The following is a 19715-nucleotide window of genomic DNA, read 5'->3' as shown; positions in this document are numbered from 1 at the left end:
GTGCTACGAGACGTTCACGCCGGCCCAGGCCGCCGCCACGCCCTTGTACTCCGCCGAGTCCGCCCCGTACAGGTCCTTGGCGGCGCTCAGCGTGCCGGTGCGCGCCGCCGCGTAGTCGGTGTTCGACGTGAAGTACGTCGTCAGCGCCTTGAACCAGATCTGTTCGGCCTTGTCGCGGCCGATCCCGGTGACCGTGGAGCCGTCGGACGTCGGGGAGTCGTAGTCGACGCCGTTGATGGTCTTCTTTCCGCTGCCCTCGCTGAGCAGGTAGAAGAAGTGGTTGGCGATGCCGGACGAGTAGTGGACGTCGACGTTCCCCGCGCCCGTCTTCCACGCGTCGAGGGAGTTGCCGTCCTTGCTGGGCTTGTCCATGTAGCGCAGCGGTGAGCCGTCGCCGTTGATGTCGATCTGCTCGCCGATGAGGTAGTCGCCGACGTCCTTGGTGTTCTTGGCGTAGAACTCGACCGAGGTACCGAAGATGTCGGAGGTCGCCTCGTTCAGGCCGCCGGACTCGCCGCTGTAGACGAGGTTGGCGGTCGCCGACGTGACGCCGTGGCTCATCTCGTGGGCGGCGACGTCGATTGACGTGAGCGGCTTGGCGTTGCCCTCGCCGTCGCCGTACGTCATGCAGAAGCAGCTGTCGTCCCAGAAGGCGTTGACGTAGTCGTTGCCGTAGTGGACCCGCGAGTACGCGCCCTTGCCGTCACCGTTGATGCCGCTGCGGCCGTGCACCGACTTGTAGTAGTCCCAGGTGACCTGGGCGCCGTAGGCGGCGTCGACACCGGCGGTGGCCGCGTCGTTGTTCGTGCCGTCGCCCCACTTGTCGTCGGCGTCGGTGAACAGGGTGCCCTTGCCGGACGTGCCGTGCTTGAGGTCGTACGTGGAGTGGCCGCCGCGCGCCGCGTCCGTGAGCGAGAACGAGGAGCCGGAGCCGCTCGTGCCGATCTCGACGCCGCCGCTGTACTGGGATTCGCCGGTGCCGGTGCGGATCGCGTCGTACTCGTAGATCTTCTTGCCGCTCGTGGCGTCCGTGATGACGTGCAGCTTGCTCGGCGTGCCGTCCTTCTTCGTGGACGTGACGACCTTCTCGTACGCGAGTCTCGGTGTGCCGGTGGCCGCCCAGACGACCTTGCGGGCGCCGGACGGGGCGGCCTTGAGGGAGACGCCGCTGGTCCGTACGGCGATCGATTTGGACGTCGCGCGGGTGACGCCCTCGCGCTTGCCCGCCTTCGTCTCGTGGACGACCAGGTCGCCGCCGAGCACCGGGAGGCCGTCGTACGTGCGCTCGTAGCGCGTGTGGGTCGAGCCGTCGCGGTCCTTGACCACGTCGCGGACGACGAGCTTCTCCTTGGAGTCGAGCTTCAACTCCTGTGCCGTTGCGGCCGACTTGGCGCTCGCGTCCTTGATCAGGTCCGCGCGGGACGAGGCGCTCAGGGCCTGTGGGGCGGCCGAGGGCACGGAGGTCTTGGCGGCGGCGCCGGTCGTGGAGAGCGTGCCGGCCAGCAGGGCGCCGGCGGCGACAGCCGTGGCGATGGACAGAGTCGTGCGTCGGGACAGGCTCCGGGATATGTGGGGAGTCACGAAGAAAGCTCCTTGTGTGATGTGGGGGGGGTGAGCTTTGCCGTGCGGGTCGTGCGGGTCGTGCGGGAAAACAGTGACAGTTGATGACCGGGAATGTCATGTACGCGATCGCAGGTTGGCCGGAATTCGTTCGTTGAGCGAAAGCTGACGGTCGCATTGCGAACAACACATGAACAGGCGCGCCGCACCGGGGAGTTGAACCTCCGGTGCGGCGCGCCCAGTCGTGGGTGGGGGGTCTACGGGAACGTCAGTTTGAAGCTGTTGATGTAGCCCGTGTCCTGCGGTCCGAGGTCCTGGACCTTGAGCTTCCAGGTGCCGTTCGCCGTCTCGGTGGAGGCGTTGACCGTGTACGTGGTCTGGATGTTGGGCGTCGGGTCGTACGTCGAGCTGTGCAGCCGGTACGTCTTCCCGCTCGGGCCGACCAGATCCACCTGGAGGTCACCGCTCCACGTGTGCACGATGTCGACGCCGACCTTGAGCGTCGTCGGCGCGTTGCCGCTGACGCCGGAGACGGTCACGGACGAGGTGACCGCCGCACCCGGGGAGTCGGGGATGTTCACGTTGGTGTCGTTGGTGAACGTCTTGCCGGTGCCCGGGTCGCCGCCGCCGGAGCGGGCGCCCACGTTGATCGCGGCGAACGCGTCCTGGACCGCCTTGTACTCGGTGGACGTCGTCCCGTACAGCTCACCGGCCGCCGCGAGCGCACCGGTGCGCGCCCCCGCGTAGTTGGTCGTCGACGTGAACTTCGTCGTCAGCGCCTTGAACCAGATCAGCGCCGCCTTGTCGCGGCCGATACCAGTGACCGGAAGGCCGTCGCTGGTCGGCGAGTTGTAGGTGACCCCGTTGATCGTCTTCGTGCCGCTGCCCTCGCTGAGCAGGTAGAAGAAGTGGTTCGCCGGACCCGACGAGTAGTGCACGTCGATGCCGCCGAGGCCGGAGTACCAGGCGTCCTTGGACGCGCCGTCCTTGCTCGGCTTGTCCATGTAGCGCAGCGGGGTGCCGTCGCCGTTGATGTTGATCTTCTCGCCGACGAGGTAGTCGCCCACGTCGGACGGGTTGTTGGCGTAGAACTCGACGGCCGCCGCGAAGATGTCGGACGTCGCCTCGTTCAACCCGCCCGATTCTCCCGAGTAGTTGAGCCCCGCGGTGTTCGAGGTGACGCCGTGCGTCATCTCGTGCGCGGCCACGTCGAGCGACGTCAGCGGGTGCGTGTTGCTCGTGCCGTCGCCGTACGTCATGCAGAAGCAGCTGTCGTCCCAGAAGGCGTTGACGTACGCGTTGCCGTAGTGCACGCGGCTGTACGCGCCCACGCCGTCGCCGCGGATGCCCGTGCGGCCCTGCACGTTCTTGTAGTAGTCCCAGGTCTGTGCGGCGCCGTAGTGCGCGTCGGCCGCGGCCGTCTCGGTGTTGGAGGCCGAGCCGTTGCCCCACACGTCGTCGGAGCCGGAGTAGAGCGTGCCCGTCCCCGACGTCCCGCGGTTCAGGTTGTACGTCTTGTGGCCGCCGCGCGTGGTGTCGTTGAGGGTGTACGAGGAACCGGACTGCGCGGTGCCGAGGGTGACGGTGCCGCTGTACTGGGTGTTGCCGGTGCCGTTCTCGACGGCCTGCCACTCGTGGAGCTTCTTGCCGGTGGTGGCGTCGGTGATGACGTGCAGCTGGTTCGGGGTGCCGTCGTGCTGGAGGCCGCCGACCACGGTCTCGTACGCGAGGGTGGGCTGCCCCTTCGTCGAGCCCTGGCCGAGCCAGACGACCTTGCGGGGCGCCTTGTCGGCCTCGGTCTTCTTCGACCCGTCGGCCTTCGCGAGCTTCAGGGCCTGGGTCTCGGCGGTGGCGGGCTTCACGTCGGGGGCCGTGTCAACGTTCTTCAGTTCCGCCTTGGCCGCCTTGGTGACGCTCTTCTCGGCGCCGGACTTCGCGGCCTCGACGATCAGGTCGCCGCCCAGGACCGGGAGCCCGGCGTAGGTGCGCTCGTAGCGGGTGTGGGTGGTGCCGTCCCTGTCCTGGAGGACGTCCCGGACGACGAGCTTCTCCTGCTTGCCGAGGCCAAGGTCCTTCGCGGTGTCGGCCTTGCCGGCGTTCGCCTCGCGCAGCAGCTCGGCGCGCTTGGCGGGGGAGAGCTTCACGGGCAGGGAGCCGGGGTCGGCGCCGCGGGCCGCGTTCGCGGTGGTCTGCGCCGCGGGGCTCGCGGAGGGGGCGTCGGCGGCGGTGGCCGGGCCCGACTGGAAGGCGACCGCGAGCAGGGCGGCGACGGCTCCGGCGGCCGCGGCGGTGGCGGCGCGGCGTCTGCGGGGTGTGGGTCTGTGGGAGGTGGGGCTGCTGCTTCTCAACGCTGACTCCTTCTGCGTGGCCGCGTGGGTTGGGCGGCCAGCCGGGAACGGGCGGCGGATGGCCGTCCGGGCAGAGCGCAGTGCAGGCAGTGCAGGTAGTACAGGTGGTGCGTGGTGATGCGAGGTGGTGCGTGGGGCAGTGCGACGGCCGGGCGCCTCACCGCTGTGCGGCGGCTGTGCGGCGGCCGTTGGGAAGAGTGGCAGCAGACAGCGCCGTCTGTCAGGAGCACTTCAGCAGGTTGGCCGGATTTGGTTCGGTGTGCGGGGGACCGTGTTCGTTATGCGGTTCGGGAGGGGCGGCCGGTGCAACGGCCCGGGCGCGCTCCCGTCCCCGGCCCTCACCTCGCGCTACGCGACGGAGTGCGGGCTTCCGGCGCTGTCCGGAACCGGGTGGTCCGCCGGGTCTCCGGGGGCGGGGTGCGCACGCCGGGGGCGCCCGGTGGCCGGGCGCCCCTACGCGGGTGTGGCCGTATTCCATCGCCGCTCCGGCCCGGCATGCGGCCCTCACCCCACCACACTCTCCCGCCACGCCCGGTGCAGACCCGCGAACGTCCCGCTCCCGCCGATGAGTTCCGCCGGTGGACCGTCCTCCACGATCCGGCCGCCCTCCATCACCAGGACCCGGTCGGCGATCTCCACCGTCGACAGGCGGTGGGCGATGACGACCGCCGTGCGTCCGCGCAGCACCGTCCGCATGGCCCGCTGCACCGCACGCTCCCCGGGGATGTCGAGCGAACTGGTCGCCTCGTCGAGGATCAGCACCCCCGGGTCCGCGAGCAGCGCCCGGGCGAACGCCACCAACTGCCGCTGCCCGGCCGAGATCCGCCCGCCCCGCTTGCGCACGTCCGTGTCGTAGCCGTCGGGGAGCGCCGCGATGAAGTCGTGGGCGCCGATGGCCTTCGCGGCCTGTTCGATCTCCTCGCGGCTCGCCTCGGGGCGGCCGATCGCGATGTTCTCCGCGACCGTCCCGGAGAACAGGAACGCCTCCTGCGTCACCATCACCACGCCGCGCCGCAGCTCCGCGTTGGACAGTTCGCGCAGGTCGACGCCGTCGAGGAGGACCGCTCCGTGCGAGGCGTCGTAGAAGCGGGCCAGGAGCTTGGCCAGGGTGGACTTTCCCGCTCCGGTGGAGCCGACCACCGCCACCGTCTGGCCGGCCGGCAGCGTCAGGTCGAAGCGGGGGAGGACCTCGCCGCCCGTGCGGTAGCCGAAGGAGACCGACCGGAACTCGACCTCGCGGCCCGGGTGTTCGCTCTCCCGCATGGGCAGCGGGCGCGGGGTGGCCGATTCCGGCACCGAGGGGGCCTGCACCAGCAGACCCGCGATCTTCTTGAGGGACGCGGCCGCGCTTTCATACGCGTTGAGGAACATCGCCAGGCGGTCGATCGGGTCGTACAGGCGGCGGATGTAGAGCACCGCGGCCGCGAGGACGCCGAGTTCGAGCGTGCCGCCCGCCACCCGGTACGCGCCCCACAGCACCATGCCCGCCACCGCGGCGTTCGCGAGGAGCCGGGAGCCGACCACGTAGCGCGCCATCTCCAGCATCGCCGTGCCGTTGGACAGCTCGTGCCGGTGGTTGAGCTTCGCGAAGTGCTCGTCGTTGGCCCGCTCACGACGGAAGGCGCGCACGGGACGGATCCCGTTCATGGTCTCGACGAACTTCACGATGACCGCGGCGATCGCCGAGGAGCGCTCCGCGTACGCTCGCGCCGCCCGCTGCCGGTACAGCCGGATCATGACGTACAGCGGCGCGAAGGACAGGGCGGCGACGGAGCCGATGCCGAGGTCGAGCCAGAGCAGCATCGCCGTGATGTAGATCGACCCCACGATGACGTTGACCAGTTCCTGGAGGCCCTCGCTCAGCAGTTCGCGCAGCGCCTCGACGTCCGTGGTGGCCCGCGAGATGACCCGGCCCGACGTGTACCGGTCGTGGAAGTCCACGCTCAGCGCCTGCGCGTGCCGGAAGATGCGGCCGCGCAGATCGAGCAGCACGTTCTGGCTGACGCGGGCCGAGAGCCGGATGTACGCGTACACGAAGGCGGCCGAGCCGACCGCGCAGAGCAGGAAACCGGCGCCGACCGTGACCAGCGGCCCGTAGTCGTCCGCCCGGAACGCGGGGACCGCGCTGTCGATGGCGTACGCGACGATCAGCGGGCCCGACTGAACGGCGGCCTGTTGCAGGAGCAGGGCGAGGACGGTGAGGGCCACCATGCGGCGGTGCGGCGCGAGCAGCGAGCGCAGCAGCCCGCCCGTCGCACCCTCGGGTGTCGGCAGGTCGTCCCGGTCGAAGGGGTCGCCGGGGGAGGGGACCCGGACGTCGTCCTCGCCCTGTGTGCCCGCCGTGCCGTTGGCGGCGTTCGGCTTCGCGGTGGTCGTCATACGCGCTCCGTCTCCGTCCGGGAGTCCGTCTCCCCGGTGTCCCCGGTGTTCTCTCCCGCCATCAGATGTCTGTACTCGGCGTTCGCGCGCAGCAGTTCGTGGTGGGTGCCCACCGCCGTGATCCGGCCCTCGGACAGCAGCGCCACCCGGTCGGCGAGCAGCACCGTGGACGGCCGGTGCGCGACCACGAGCGCCGTGCTGCCCGAGAGCACCCGGCGCAGCGCCGCCTCCACCGCGGCCTCCGTGTGCACGTCGAGCGCGGACAGCGGGTCGTCGAGGATCAGGAAGCGGGGCGTGCCCACGACGGAGCGGGCCAGGGCGAGGCGCTGGCGCTGGCCGCCGGACAGGCTCAGGCCCTGCTCACCCACCTCCGTGTCGACGCCGTCGGGAAGGCGGTGCGCGAACTCGGCCTGCGCGACGCCGAGCGCCTGCTCCAACTGCTCGGGCCCCAGGGCCTCGGGCGCGCCCATCAGGACGTTGTCGGCGACCGAGGCGGAGAACAGGGTGGGCTCCTCGAACGCCACGGACACCAGCTCGCGCAGCTCGGCGCGCGGCATCGCGGTGATGTCGCGGCCGTCGAGCGTGATGCGGCCCTCCGTCACGTCGTAGAGCCGGGGCACGAGCGCGGTGAGCGTGGTCTTGCCGCTGCCGGTCGAGCCGACGAGCGCCATGGTCTCGCCCGAGCGGATGTGCAGGTCGATGCGGGCGAGGGTGGGGGTGGCTTCCTCGGCGGCGTCGGGGTAGCGGAAGGAGACGCCTTCAAACCGTAGGCCGTCGTCGCCTGTGCGTCGGTCTTCGGCGGCCTCGCCCTGTGGGGCCGGGGAGGGCAGCGGGGTTGCGGCCGCGGGGCTCTGCCCCGGACCCCGCTGGCTCTCGTCCGACGGCGGGGCTTGATTCGCCTCGGGATCCGCGTCCATCACCTCGAAGTACCGGCGCGTCGCCGTCGCCGCCTCCTGGCTCATCGCGAGCAGGAAGCCGATGGACTCGATGGGCCAGCGCAGCGCGAGCGCCGTGGACAGGAACGCGACGAGCGTGCCCGCGGACAGTGAGCCGTCGGAGACCTGGACCGTGCCGATCACCAGGGCCGCGCCGAGCGCCACCTCGGGCAGCAGCGTGATCATCATGAGGATCCCGGCGAGCAGCCGCGCCTTGAGCAGTTCCGTGCCGCGCACCGTGCCCGCCAGGTCCCGGAAGGCGCGGGCCTGGCTGCGGTGCCGCCCGAAGCCCTTGATGACGCGGATGCCGAGGACCGACTCCTCGACGACCGTCGTCAGATCGCCGACCTGGTCCTGGGCGCGGCGCGAGGCACCCGCGTACCCGCCCTCGAAGCGGTAGCAGTACGCGATCAGCGGGACGGCGGGGGCGAGCAGGACGAGGCCGAGACCCCAGTCCTGGACGATGAGCACGGTGAGACCGGCCAGGATCGTCACCCCGTTGACGATCAGGAACGTCAGCGGGAAGGCGAGGAACATCCGCACCACCATCAGGTCCGTCGTGCCGCGCGAGAGCAACTGGCCCGAGGCCCACCGGTCGTGGAAGGAGACCGGGAGCCGCTGGAGATGCCGGTACAGATCGGCCCGCAGCGCCGCCTCCACCCCCGCGAGCGGGCGCGCCACCAGCCATCTGCGCAGCCCGAACAGGAGCGCCTCCGCGATGCCGAGCGCGAGCAGCAACCCGGCGCCCAGCCACACCCCGCCCGGATCGCGCTCGGTCACCGGGCCGTCCACGATCCACTTCAGGACCAGCGGGAAGGCCAGCGTCATGCACGACGCGAGCACCGCCACGAACGCCGCGCCCGCCCACCGCGCCCGCACCGGACGCACATACGGCCACAGCCGCAACAGCGTCCGCGCGGCGGAGAGTTGACCGGTCGTCTCTGTGGTGGCACGTGTAGTCGTCGGCATCAGGGGCGAGCCTACGGTTTGCCACTGACAACGCCCAGTGAGTTTCGGGCGCGGACGGCAGCGGCCGCCGCCCCGGAGTCGTACCGCCCATCAACCGATCGGTTGATGCGTGCTCGAGCGCGATGGCCGATGCCCCGGCAGGGCCCGCGCGGCGACGCTTGATGCCATGACCACCACCACAGCACCGCTCATCGAGGTCACCGGGCTGCGCAAGACGTACGCCGGGCGGGCCGTCGTCGACGGGGTGTCCTTCACCGTCGGCGAGGGCGAGATCTTCGGGATCCTCGGGCCGAACGGCGCGGGCAAGACCACCACCGTCGAATGCGTCGAGGGACTGCGCGCGGCCGACGAGGGACGCATCCGGGTCGCGGGGCTCGATCCCGTACGCGATCACGCACAGGTCACCGGGATCCTCGGCGCGCAGCTCCAGGAGAGCGAGATCCAGCCGAAGCTGACCGTGAAGGAGGCGCTGGAGCTGTACTCCGCCTTCTATCCCGCGCCCCTCGACTGGCGTCCGCTCGCCGACCGGCTGCGCCTCACCGACAAGCTCGGCACCCGCTTCGCGAAGCTCAGTGGCGGCCAGAAGCAGCGCCTGTTCATCGCGCTCGCCCTCGTCGGCAACCCCCGCGTCGTCGTCCTCGACGAGCTCACCACCGGGCTCGACCCGCGCTCGCGCCGCGACACCTGGGAGCTCATCGAGGAGGTGCGCGACACCGGCGTCACCGTCCTCCTCGTCACGCACTTCATGGAGGAGGCGCAGCGGCTCTGCGACCGGATCGCCGTGATCGACCAGGGGCGGGTCGCCGCCCTCGACACCCCGGCGGGCCTGATCAGCCGGGCCGCCGGGTCGACCGTCATCTCGTTCACACCGTCCGCGCCGCTGGACGAGCGCGCGCTGGCCGGGCTGCCCGCGGTCACGTCCGTGGACCACAAGGACGGCCGGACGACCCTCACCGGCACCGACGACACGGTCACCGCCCTCCTCACGCTGCTCGCCCGCCAGCACGTCACCGCCCACCAACTCCGGGTCTCCGACGCCACGTTGGACGACGCGTTCCTCGACCTCACGGGAGCCGGCCAGTCATGAGTACCGTCACCGCGCCCACCACCGCCGCCGCCGCCCCGGCCGACCGGGCATCCGTCGACCGGGCCGTCCTCAAGGCCGAGTTCACGCTCTTCCGCCGCGAGGCCGGCAGCCTCATCGGGATCCTGCTGTTCCCCGTCGCCCTGCTCGTGATCCTCGGCTCCATCCCGTCCTTCCGGGAGGCCGACGCGGGGCTCGGCGGCATCCGGCTCGTCGACGCGTACGTCCCCGTCACCGTGCTGCTCGGCATGATCGCGGGCGGCATCCAGTCGATGCCGCCGATCATCACCGGGTACCGCGAGCGCGGCATCCTGCGCCGCATGTCGACCACGCCGGTGCGGCCGACGGCCGTCCTCGGCGCGCAGATGGGCATCCACGGCGTGGCCGTCCTCGTCTCGGTCGCGGTCTGTCTCACCGTCGGCCGGATCGCCTTCGACGTGGCGCTGCCGCGGCAGATCGCGGGCTATCTGCTCGCGCTCGTCCTGTCCGTCGTCGTCTCCCTCGCCCTCGGCGCGCTGATCGCCTCCCGGGCCCGTACGACGAAGATCTCCAACGCGATCGGCTCGGTCGTCTTCTTCCCCGCGATGTTCTGCGCGGGCGTCTGGCTGCCGGTGCAGACGATGCCTGACACCCTGGCCCACATCGTCGAGCTGACGTCGTTCGGCGCCGCCGCGCAGGCCCTCAACCAGGCCGCCGCGGGCGACTGGCCCGCCTGGTCGCACCTGCTGGTGCTCGCCGTCTGGGCCGTGGGCCTGACCGGCATGGCCGCGCGCTGGTTCCGCTGGGAATGACCGTTCCGTGGGGAATGACCTTGGAGGCGGGCGTGGTCGCGCAGACTGAGGACATGGACGAGCGGGACCAGGGCAGGCCGGGCGCCGAGCACGGCGGTGACGGGCGGACCGGCGGCCGCAGCGGGCGGCCCGTCGGGTGGTACGGGTCGGGCCCCGTGCCCAGCGACGAGCTCGCACGGCTCGACCCCGGCAGCGCCGAGGTCGAGCAGCGCTGGCGCGCCTTCCACCGGTGGTCGCCGTACACCCTGCTCGCCGTCGGCACCGTGATGGCGGTGCCGACGAACGGCGCGTTCGGCGTGGGCCGTGCGGGCTGGTGGACGATGGCGGCGCTCGTGATGGCCGCCGTCGTCCTGGAGGGCGTCGCCCTCCGTATCGGCCTCGCACGCAGGGGCCCTTCGGTGGCGGGGAGCGTCTACTACTGGCTGCGCTGGGCGCTCGCCTTCTGCCTCGCGTGGCTCAACCCGCTGTACGCGTTCTACGCCGCCATCGGCTACTTCGGCGCCGGCCGGTTCCTGCTGCCCCGGCTGGTCAAACCGGGCCTGGCCGCGTCCGCGGTGATCCTCGCCGGGTCGCAGGCGGGTGGCCTCCCACCGCAGAACACGGCGCAGTGGGCCCTCTTCGGCGCGCTCCTCGCGGTCAACCTCGGCCTGGTGGCGGCCATGGTCCACCTCGACACGAAGGAGGGCGAGCGCTCCCTCGCCCAGGTCGCCACCATCGCCGAACTGGAGCGCACCAACAAGGCGCTCCAGGACGCGCTCGACGAGAACGCCGCGCTTCACTCCCAACTCCTCGTCCAGGCACGGGAGGCGGGCGTCTCCGACGAGCGGCGCCGGCTCGCCGCCGAGATCCACGACACCATCGCCCAGGGCCTGACCGGGATCATCGCCCAGCTCCAGGTCGTCGCGAACACCCCGGACCAGGGCCAGGCCCGCGAGCACCTCGACCGGGCCGCGGACCTCGCCCGGCACAGCCTCGGCGAGGCCCGCCGCTCCGTGCACAACCTGGCGCCCGCCGCCCTGGACGACGCGACGCTCGCCGAGGCCCTGAAGAAGACCGTCGAGGACTGGTCCGCCCGCACCGGCGTCCGCGCCGACTTCACCCTCACCGGCACGGACGAGCCGCTGCACGAGGAGATCGAGGCGAGCCTGCTGCGGATCGCCGAGGAGGCGCTGTCCAACGCGGCCCGGCACGCGGCCGCCACCCGCGTCGGCGTCACCCTGTCCTTCATGGCGGGCGAGGTCACCCTCGACGTGCGCGACGACGGCCGCGGCTTCGACCCGCTCGCCGTCCCGGCCCGCTCCGGCAGCGGCGGCTTCGGCCTCGACGGGATGCGGGCCCGCGCCGAGCGCCTCGCGGGCGGCGTCACCGTCGAGTCGGAGGAAGGCTGCGGCACGGCGATCTCCGCTCACGTACCTTTGGTGCGCCATGACCAGTGACCCCGCCCCGCCCGCCATCAGCCTGCTGATCGTCGACGACCACCCCGTCGTACGGGACGGTCTGCGCGGCATGTTCGAGTCCACCACCGGTTTCACGGTCCTCGGCGAGGCGGCGAACGGGGTGGAGGCCGTCGCCCGCGCCGCCTCGCTCGACCCGGACGTCGTCCTCATGGACCTGCGGATGCCTGGCGGCGGCGGCGTCGACGCGATCAGGGAGCTGGCCAGGCGCGGCGTGCGCGCCCGCGTCCTGGTCCTCACCACGTACGACACGGACTCCGACACGCTGCCCGCGATCGAGGCGGGCGCCACCGGCTACCTCCTCAAGGACGCCCCGCGCGAGGAACTCTTCACGGCGGTGCGGGCCGCCGCCGAGGGCCGCACCGTCCTGTCACCCGCGGTGGCGTCCCGCCTGGTCACCGCCGTGCGCACGCCCGCGGCGGCCGCCGACGAGACGCTTTCGGGCCGCGAGCGCGAGGTGCTCGTGCTGGTCGCGCGCGGCACGTCGAACAAGGAGATCGCGCGCGAGCTGTTCATCAGCGAGGCCACGGTGAAGACCCATCTCACCCACATCTACGGCAAGTTGGGCGTGAAGGACCGGGCGGCGGCGGTCGCGGTCGCGTACGACCGCAAGATCCTCGGCTGAGGACCGAGGACCGAGGACCGAGGACCGAGGACCGAGGACCGAGGATCAGCGGATCTCGTCGGGAGTCACCGTCACCCACCGCCGGTCGGCGGTCACCTTCTGCCCGAGCTCCTTCTGTCGCTGCGCGCCCGCCGCCTTCATGCCGTCCAGCTCCTTCATGTAGCTGTCCTTGCGGTTGACCCACACGCGGACGCCCCCGTGCGCCACGTCCACCGACCGGAACAGCATCGGCCCGTCGCTCTTGGGCGTGTCCCCCGCGGCCAGGATCGGCTTCTTCCACGCGTCGATGTACGTGCTGATCGCGGCGGGCTTGCCCTCGTACCAGGTCGCCGGCGCCCACAGCGTCGGCGTCAACTCCCGGTCCTGAAGCGCCTTCTGGTCGAACGTCCCGGCGGCGATCTCCTTGCGGGAGCTCGTCACGTCACCGGTCTTGCGGTCCTTCAGCAGGGCGGCGACGCCCAGCACGTTCTCCGGCTTCACGTCGTAGCCGTACTTCGGATCGGCCAGCACCATCCGCACGAGGTCCTCGCTCGCGGCGCTCACCACGTACACCTCGATGCCGTGCGAGCGCAGCGCGTGGTACAGCTCGCGCATCCCCTCGGAGAACTCCGGCGGCTTCGCGCCGCCCGGCAGCGGCTTGTCGTAGGCCAGCAACTCGTCGACGTAGCCCTTGAGCTGCTTCAGCGTGAAGCCGGAGAAGATCTGTGCGGCCCACGGGTAGCAGACCTGGTCGTCGACCTCGCACAGCCGGTTGTAGTACTCGGTGAGGGTCTCCTTGTGGTCCGCCGTGTCCTTGAAGGGGATCACCTTCAGCGACGGGTCCATCGTGTCCCGCGTCAGCACGCCCTTCTGCTCCAGAAACGGCAGCAGCGACTCCTCCAGGTCGTTTCGGTACGTGGTGTTGTCCGCGTCGAAGGTCGCGTACTGGCCCCGGTCCTGGTTCGCCGTGATCACCCGGGCGAGGCGGGTGGCCTGCGGCCGCGGCCAGTGCTTCAGCTCCGCGGCCACGGCGCGTACGTCACCGCCGGTGGCCGCGGTCGCCTCGGTCTGGGGCCACAGGGCGACTCCGGCGGCGAGCGCGGCGGCGACGGCGGCGCCCGCCGCGCCGAACAGAACGGGCTTCTTGGGCAGGAAGTGTCTCTTGGCGATGGTCACAGAGGGTCAGAATAGGGAGAACCGGGGCCCCACGCCATGATCGAACTCACCGTGCGTGACCAGCATGCGACCACCCGGCGCGGGTAGGCCTCTGTGCCGAACCCTTCGCATACTGGAGTCATGAGCAACGGCTCCCAGGAGTTCGTGCGCGCGACGCCACGGCCCGGCGGTCCGATCGTCTCGGCGGTCGGCTACCGCACGCGCGGCCTGCCTCCCGCGCTCCACCGCGGCCTGCCCTCCCCGTACCTCACAGTGATCTTCACCCTCGACGAGCCGGTCGTCGGCGGCCACACCCCCGAGGAGGCCCGGGGCCCCGACGCGGTCCGCACGGACATCGTCGTGGGCGGGCTGCACCAGAGCCCGGAGTTCATCTCGCAGTCCGGGTCCGAGGGCGGCGTCCAGCTCGCGGTGCACCCGCTGGCGGCCCGCGCGCTGCTCGGGGTGCCGGCGGCCGAGCTGGCCGGTCCTGTCGCCGTCGAGGGCACGGACGTGCTCGGCCGGACGGCGGCCCTCGTACGGGAGCAGCTGGTCGAGCTCGACGACTGGCGGGCCCGCTTCGACCTCGTCTCCGACTACGTGACACGACGGACGGCCGACGACCCGCTGACCGGCGTGCGCCCGGAGGTCGCCGAGGCGTGGACGTGGCTCGCCCGGCACCGCGGCGCGGGCACCCTGAGGGGACTCGCCGCGCACGTCGCCCTCAGCGAGCGCCGCCTCACCACGCTGTTCCGCGCCGAGACGGGCCTGAGCCCCAAGCAGGCCGCCCGCCTGATGCGCTTCCAGTACGCGAAGGCCGCCGTCGTCCGCGCCGTGGCCGCGGGCGCCCCGCCGGACCTGTCCCGCGTCGCCGCCGAGCACGGTTACTGCGACCACTCGCACCTGGTCCGCGACTTCCGGCAGTACACGGGCCTGAGCCCGACCGGCTGGCTCGCCGAGGAGTGCCGAAACATCCAAGCCGGGGGACACCGGAACGGCGAAGACTCGGAGCCATGAACACCACACAGAGCACCCAGCAGAGCACCCCGCAGACCCCGCGCGAGCCCGCTGTCTGGCCCACTCTCCAGGCGAACGACGCGCCCGCGCTCATCGACTTCCTCGTCGACACCGTCGGCTTTCTGCGCACGGCCGTCTACGAGGACGGCGACCGCGTCGCCCACGCCCAGCTCGACTGGCCCGAAGGCGGCGGGATCATGCTCGGCTCCCACAAGCCGGACGCCGAGCCGGGCACCTGGTGCGTCAAGCCGGGCACCTTCGGCGGCTACGTCGTGACCGCCCGGGTCGACGAGCTGTACGAGCGGCTCGTCGCCGCGGGCGTCAAGATCCTCCGCGAGATCGAGGACCAGCCGTACGGCAGCCGCGAGTTCGCGATCACCGACCCGGAGGGCAACATGTGGTCCTTCGGCACGTACGCGGGCGAGCCGCGCCCCCAGGGCGCTACGTCCTGACCTTCAGGAGCAGTACGGTCCTCGCCCCCACCGTGACCGTGGCGCCGGCCTCGTGCAGCACGGCCGGCGCCGCGCCCTGTTCCTCCTCGCCGGTGTCCACCACCACCTCGTACGACCGGGCCCAGGGCTCGCCCGGCAGCACGAAGGACTCGGCCCGGTCGCCCGCGTGCAGCACGGCGAGGAAGCTGTCGTCCCGCACCGGCTCGCCGCGCGCGTCGCGCCCCGGGATGTCGCGCCCGGACAGATACATGCCGACCGTGGCGGCGGGCGCGTACCAGTCGCCCTCCGTCATCTCCTCGCCGTGCGAGGTGAACCACGCCAGGTCCCGCAGCCCGTCCGCCGAGTGCGCGCGGCCGGAGAAGAACGCGCGGCGCCGCAGCACGGGATGCGCGTGCCGCAGCGCCACGAGCCGTGCGGCGAGCGCGAGCAGCTCCCGGCAACCGGGGTCGTCGAGGAGGCCCCAGTCCACCCAGCTGATCTCGTTGTCCTGGCAGTACGCGTTGTTGTTGCCGCGCTGCGTGCGCCCGAACTCGTCGCCCGCCACCAGCATCGGCACCCCGGTCGACAGCAGCAGCGTCGTCAGGAGATTCCGCAACTGCCGTCTGCGCAGGGCCCGTACGCCCTCGTCGTCGGTCTCGCCCTCGACGCCGCAGTTCCAGGCCCGGTTGTCGTGCGTGCCGTCCCGGTTGCCCTCCCCGTTGGCCTCGTTGTGCTTGCGCTCGTACGACACGAGGTCGCGCAGGGTGAAGCCGTCGTGGGCGGTGATGAAGTTGACCGAGGCGTACGGGCGGCGCCCGCCCCACGCGTAGAGGTCGCTCGAACCGGAGAGGCGGTACCCGAGGTCCCGTACGTCGGGCAGCGCGCCGCGCCAGAAGTCGCGCACGGCGTCGCGGTAGCGGTCGTTCCACTCGGTCCACAGGGGCGGGAAGGAGCCGACCTGGTAGCCGCCCGAGCCCACGTCCCACGGCTCGGCGATCAGCTTCACCCGGCGCAGCACCGGGTCCTGCGCGATGACCGCGAGGAACGGGGAGAGCATGTCGACGTCGTGCATGGAGCGGGCGAGCGCCGCGGCGAGATCGAACCTGAACCCGTCGACCCCCATCTCCGTGACCCAGTACCGCAGCGAGTCCGTGATCAGCCGCAGCACGTGCGGCTGCACCACGTGCAGCGTGTTGCCGCAGCCCGTGTAGTCGGCGTAGCGGCGCGCGTCGTCCTGGAGGCGGTAGTAGCCGCGGTTGTCGATGCCCTTCAGGGACAGCATCGGGCCCAGCTCGCCGGCCTCCGCCGTGTGGTTGTAGACCACGTCGAGGATGACCTCGATCCCCGCGTCGTGCAGCGCCCGCACCATCCGCTTGAACTCGCCGACCTGCTGCCCTGCCGTGCCGGACGCCGCGTATCCCGCGTGCGGGGCGAAGTAGCCGATGGAGTTGTAGCCCCAGTAGTTGCGCAGGCCCCGGCGCAGCAGATGGTCCTCGTGCGCGAACTGGTGCACCGGCAGCAGCTCCACCGCCGTCACGCCCAGCTTCACCAGGTGCTCGATCGCGGCGGGGTGCGCGAGCCCCGCGTACGTACCCCTCAACTCCTCGGGAATCCCCGGGTGTTGGCGGGTGAAGCCGCGCACGTGCAGCTCGTAGATCACCGAGTCCGCCCACGGTGTCTTCGGCCGCCGGTCGTCCACCCACTCGTCGCCCGACGCGTCGTCGTGCACGACGACACCCTTCGGGACGTACGGCGCCGAGTCCCGGTCGTCGCGCACCGTGTCGGCCACATGTTGCTCGGGCCAGTCCCGTACGTGCCCGTAGACCTCGGGCGGCAGGCCGAACTCGCCGTCCACCGCCCGTGCGTACGGGTCGAGCAGCAGCTTCGCCGGGTTCCAGCGGGCGCCCGTCCACGGGTCCCAGCGGCCGTGCACCCGGAACCCGTAGCGCTGCCCCGGAAGCACGCCCGGCACGAACCCGTGCCAGATCTCGTGCGTCAACTCGGTGAGTGGCGCCCGGCGTTCGTGGCCCTCCTCGTCGAACAGGCACAGCTCGACGGACTCGGCGCCGCCCGCCCACAGGGCGAAGTTGGTGCCCGCGTCCCCGTCGGGGCCGACCCGGAAGCGGGCGCCGAGCGGCACGGGCGTGCCCGGCCACACCGGCTCCAGCGGGGACACCGGCCCCCGCTCGCGGCCGCGACCGGTGAACGGGGCCGGCAGCGCTCTGCCGTTGCCCGCGCGCGGCGCGCTCTGAACTGCCTCCTGCTCGGGTGCGCTCGACACCTGACGGCCTCCCGCGGCTCCACGACTCCTGGGCAGCGGGGCGTGCGGCGTCCCGGCCGCGCTCCCCCTGCTTCCTCCCACTGTTCTGCCCAGAGCTTCGCTCGCACTCACGTTTCCCCAGCGGGGGGCACGTCGTTGCCCTTGGCGTGAGAACAGCTGTGAGGCGTGCGCGGCACGCAGGGGCGACATTGGGCGCCGTACTGACCTGGGCGGGACTGATGGGCGCGCTCGCCGGATGCGAGGGCGACACGGTGTTCGGCAAGCCGCGGTCCGCGAAGGAGCTGATCCGGGTCACGCCCGAGAACGGGGCGCGGGACGTACGGACGGACGGAGGGCTTCAAGTCACCGTTCCCGAGGGCCGGTTGGAGTCGGTCGAGGTCGTCAGGGTCCAGGACGCGCAGGAGCGGCCGGTGCCGGGCCGCCTGGAGCGGGACTCGATGCGCTGGCGCCCCACGGGCCCCGGCGCGGACCGCCTCGCGCTCGCCGCGCAGTACAAGGTCGACGCGGTCGCCATGGACGGGCACGGGCGCCGCGTGGCCCGGCACACCACGTTCAGGACGTACGTCCCCGACAAGCGCTTCATCGGCTACGTCACGCCCGAGCACCGGGCCCGGGTCGGCACCGGCATGATCGTGAAGGTCGCGTTCAACCGGGAGATCGAGAACCGCGCCGCCGTGCAGCGCGCGATCAGGGTCACCGCCGAGCCCGGCGTACGGATCGCCCCGCACTGGTTCGGCGGGAGCCGCCTCGACTTCCGGCCGAAGAACTACTGGAAGCCCGGCACGAAGGTCACCGTCGACCTGGGCCTGCGCGACGTACAGGCGGCGCCCGGCGTCTACGGCCTCCAGGACAAGGCGTTCACGTTCACGGTGGGCCGCAGCCAGGTCAGCGTGGTGGACGCGGCGGCGCACACCATGCGGGTGCACAGGGGCGGCAAGCCGGTGGTGACCGTGCCCATCACGGCGGGGGCGCCGGGCTCGACGACGTACAACGGGAAGATGGTCGTCAGCGAGAAGCTCGACGTCACCCGCATGGACAGCCGCACCGTCGGCTTCGGCGGCGAGTACGACATCCCGGACGTGCCGCACGCCATCCGGCTCACCGACTCCGGCACGTTCCTGCACGGCAACTACTGGTCGGGCGGCGTCTTCGGCCGCAGCAACGTCAGTCACGGCTGCGTAGGACTGCGCGACGTGAAGGGCGGCGGCTCGGGCACGCCCGCGGGCCGGTTCTTCGACCGCAGCCTGATCGGCGACGTGGTGGAGGTCAGGAACAGCGCGGACAAGAAGGTCGCGGCCGACAACGGGATGGGTGGCTGGAACATGCACTGGGCGCGCTGGAAGGCCGGGGGAGCGGTTACGTCCTAGCCGAAAGTCGGGCATCCTGCCCGCTGTTGGGACTAAACGGTGACATCCCTGGGGATCCGTTTCCCCAGGTCGTGTGGTTATCTTTCGCAAGTGCGCGCGTGGAGGCGCGGTAGTGCGGGCCTTGGGGCAAGGCCGTGCGAGGGGAGAAAGATCTTGAACGGGCGACGACCGATATCCACGGTTCTGCTGGGGGCGGCACTCTTCCTTGTCACCGCATGCGGTGGCGGAGGAGGCTCCGGCGACGACAAGGGGAATTCCGGCCAGGCGGCCGAAGCGAACAAGGAGTCGCAGGCCGTGGTGGCGGTGGCTCCCAAGGACGGCGCGGACGGGGTCGCGACCAGCGGGGCCCTGAAGGTCACCGCGGACAAGGGGAAGCTGACCGAGGTGAAGGTCGCCGACACCAAGGGCAACGAGGTGCAGGGCGCGATCACCGGCGGCAGGAGCTGGACCCCGGCGCGGCACCTCGCCGCGTCGACCGAGTACAAGGTGCACGCGGTCGCCAAGGACAAGGAGGGCCGCGAGTCCGCCAAGGACTCCACGTTCACCACGCTCACCCCGAAGAACACCTTCATCGGCACGTTCACCCCGGAGGACGGCTCGAAGGTCGGCGTCGGCATGCCGTTCTCGATCCGCTTCTCGCGCGGCATCACGCACCCCGAGGACGTCGAGAAGGCGATCTCGGTCAAGGCCGAGCCCTCCGTCCCGGTCGAGGGCCACTGGTTCGGCAACGACCGCATCGACTTCCGCCCGGAGAAGTACTGGGCGACCGGCACCAAGATCACGGTCAAGATGGACCTCGACGGTGTCGAGGGCCGGCCCGGCGTCTACGGCAAGCAGGTCAAGACGGTGAAGTTCACCGTCGGCCGCAGCCAGGTCTCGACCGTCGACGCCAAGACCCACATGATGACGGTCAAGCGGGACGGCAAGACCGTCAAGAAGATCCCGATCACCACGGGCAAGCCGGGCTACGAGACGTGGAACGGCACGATGGTGATCAGCGAGCGGCTGCGCGTGACCCGCATGAACGGCGAGACGGTCGGCTACGGCGGCGAGTACGACATCAAGGACGTCCCGCACGCCCAGCGCCTGACCGACTCCGGCACGTTCATCCACGGCAACTACTGGGGCGGCGGCACCTTCGGCAACGTCAACTCCAGCCACGGCTGCATCGGCCTGCGCGACGTCCGCGGCGGCTACGACAAGAAGGTCCCGGCGGCCTGGTTCTTCGACCACTCGATGACCGGCGACGTGGTCGTGGTCAAGAACACCCACGACAAGACGGTGGACGCGGGCAACGGCCTGAGCGGCTGGAACATGTCCTGGGCGGACTGGAAGAAGTGACG

Annotated in this window: 14 protein-coding genes; 8 read left to right on the top strand and 6 right to left on the bottom strand. The window is 71.4% G+C overall.

Translation table 11 applies throughout. The features are described 5' to 3' along the window. Positions 1 to 3: 3 nt before the first annotated feature. The 4 genes from OKJ99_RS17540 to OKJ99_RS17525 form a co-directional block, all read right to left on the bottom strand. Positions 4 to 1581 (bottom strand): M4 family metallopeptidase, encoded by a 1578-nt coding sequence (locus OKJ99_RS17540; RefSeq protein ID WP_326017322.1) that lies wholly within the window; start codon positions 1579 to 1581, stop codon positions 4 to 6. A gap of 236 nt (positions 1582 to 1817) precedes the next feature. Next, positions 1818 to 3908 carry a M4 family metallopeptidase gene (locus OKJ99_RS17535; protein WP_326017321.1) on the bottom strand — a complete coding sequence of 697 codons (2091 nt, stop codon included), beginning with the start codon at positions 3906 to 3908 and terminating at the stop codon, positions 1818 to 1820. A gap of 504 nt (positions 3909 to 4412) precedes the next feature. Next, positions 4413 to 6287: an ABC transporter ATP-binding protein gene (locus OKJ99_RS17530; protein WP_326017320.1), complete on the bottom strand. Its 1875-nt coding sequence runs from the start codon at positions 6285 to 6287 to the stop codon at positions 4413 to 4415. Further along, positions 6284 to 8191: an ABC transporter ATP-binding protein gene (locus OKJ99_RS17525; RefSeq protein WP_326017318.1), complete on the bottom strand. Its 1908-nt coding sequence runs from the start codon at positions 8189 to 8191 to the stop codon at positions 6284 to 6286. The genes OKJ99_RS17530 and OKJ99_RS17525 overlap by 4 nt, the downstream gene beginning before the upstream one ends. A gap of 166 nt (positions 8192 to 8357) precedes the next feature. Here OKJ99_RS17525 and OKJ99_RS17520 point away from each other — a divergent pair, with 166 nt between their 5' ends. Genes OKJ99_RS17520 through OKJ99_RS17505 form a run of 4 tightly spaced genes read left to right on the top strand, consistent with a single transcriptional unit; the run spans position 8358 to position 12145 of the window. Beyond that, positions 8358 to 9278 (top strand): ABC transporter ATP-binding protein, encoded by a 921-nt coding sequence (locus tag OKJ99_RS17520; protein ID WP_326017316.1) that lies wholly within the window; start codon positions 8358 to 8360, stop codon positions 9276 to 9278. After that, on the top strand, positions 9275 to 10066 hold the full coding sequence (locus OKJ99_RS17515) for an ABC transporter permease (protein WP_326017314.1): 792 nt from the start codon (positions 9275 to 9277) through the stop codon (positions 10064 to 10066). The genes OKJ99_RS17520 and OKJ99_RS17515 overlap by 4 nt, the downstream gene beginning before the upstream one ends. A 32-nt stretch (positions 10067 to 10098) precedes the next feature. Beyond that, entirely contained in the window at positions 10099 to 11502 is a 1404-nt protein-coding gene (locus OKJ99_RS17510) for a sensor histidine kinase (protein ID WP_326017312.1), read from the top strand. Further along, entirely contained in the window at positions 11492 to 12145 is a 654-nt protein-coding gene (locus tag OKJ99_RS17505) for a response regulator transcription factor (protein ID WP_326017310.1), read from the top strand. The genes OKJ99_RS17510 and OKJ99_RS17505 overlap by 11 nt, the downstream gene beginning before the upstream one ends. A 45-nt stretch (positions 12146 to 12190) precedes the next feature. On the opposite strand, the gene OKJ99_RS17500 is transcribed toward OKJ99_RS17505, so the two are convergent. Continuing rightward, on the bottom strand, positions 12191 to 13300 hold the full coding sequence (locus OKJ99_RS17500; RefSeq protein WP_326017307.1) for an HAD family hydrolase: 1110 nt from the start codon (positions 13298 to 13300) through the stop codon (positions 12191 to 12193). A 120-nt stretch (positions 13301 to 13420) separates the two neighbouring features. Between OKJ99_RS17500 and OKJ99_RS17495 the strand changes: the two genes are divergently transcribed. Then, entirely contained in the window at positions 13421 to 14293 is an 873-nt protein-coding gene (locus tag OKJ99_RS17495; RefSeq protein WP_326017305.1) for an AraC family transcriptional regulator, read from the top strand. After that, positions 14290 to 14745: a VOC family protein gene (locus OKJ99_RS17490; protein ID WP_326017303.1), complete on the top strand. Its 456-nt coding sequence runs from the start codon at positions 14290 to 14292 to the stop codon at positions 14743 to 14745. Before OKJ99_RS17495 ends, OKJ99_RS17490 begins: the two co-directional genes overlap by 4 nt. Here the strand turns inward: OKJ99_RS17490 and glgX are convergent. Beyond that, positions 14735 to 17005, bottom strand: coding sequence for a glycogen debranching protein GlgX (gene glgX / locus OKJ99_RS17485; RefSeq protein ID WP_326017301.1), 2271 nt, complete (start codon positions 17003 to 17005; stop codon positions 14735 to 14737). The two genes, OKJ99_RS17490 and glgX, sit on opposite strands and share 11 nt — an antisense overlap. A gap of 146 nt (positions 17006 to 17151) precedes the next feature. On the opposite strand from glgX, the gene OKJ99_RS17480 reads away from it, so the two are divergent. Continuing rightward, positions 17152 to 18372 (top strand): L,D-transpeptidase, encoded by a 1221-nt coding sequence (locus OKJ99_RS17480; protein WP_326017299.1) that lies wholly within the window; start codon positions 17152 to 17154, stop codon positions 18370 to 18372. 153 nt (positions 18373 to 18525) lie between these two features. Then, positions 18526 to 19713: a L,D-transpeptidase gene (locus tag OKJ99_RS17475; RefSeq protein ID WP_326017297.1), complete on the top strand. Its 1188-nt coding sequence runs from the start codon at positions 18526 to 18528 to the stop codon at positions 19711 to 19713. The last annotated feature ends 2 nt before the right edge of the window (positions 19714 to 19715 follow it).

Source organism: Streptomyces endophyticus (assembly GCF_035798155.1).
GTDB lineage: Bacteria > Actinomycetota > Actinomycetes > Streptomycetales > Streptomycetaceae > Streptomyces > Streptomyces endophyticus.
The sequence above is the reverse complement of the archived record's forward strand: the minus strand, read 5'-3'. Positions and strand labels throughout refer to the sequence as shown.

Bases quoted from the DNA above. Each gene is read 5' to 3' on its own strand.
- OKJ99_RS17490 (WP_326017303.1), top strand. From the start codon at position 14,290: ATGAACACCACACAGAGCACCCAGCAGAGCACCCCGCAGACCCCGCGC.
- OKJ99_RS17515 (WP_326017314.1), top strand. From the start codon at position 9,275: ATGAGTACCGTCACCGCGCCCACCACCGCCGCCGCCGCCCCGGCCGAC.
- OKJ99_RS17495 (WP_326017305.1), top strand. From the start codon at position 13,421: ATGAGCAACGGCTCCCAGGAGTTCGTGCGCGCGACGCCACGGCCCGGC.
- OKJ99_RS17530 (WP_326017320.1), bottom strand. From the start codon at position 6,287: ATGACGACCACCGCGAAGCCGAACGCCGCCAACGGCACGGCGGGCACA.
- OKJ99_RS17505 (WP_326017310.1), top strand. From the start codon at position 11,492: ATGACCAGTGACCCCGCCCCGCCCGCCATCAGCCTGCTGATCGTCGAC.
- OKJ99_RS17520 (WP_326017316.1), top strand. From the start codon at position 8,358: ATGACCACCACCACAGCACCGCTCATCGAGGTCACCGGGCTGCGCAAG.
- OKJ99_RS17525 (WP_326017318.1), bottom strand. From the start codon at position 8,191: ATGCCGACGACTACACGTGCCACCACAGAGACGACCGGTCAACTCTCC.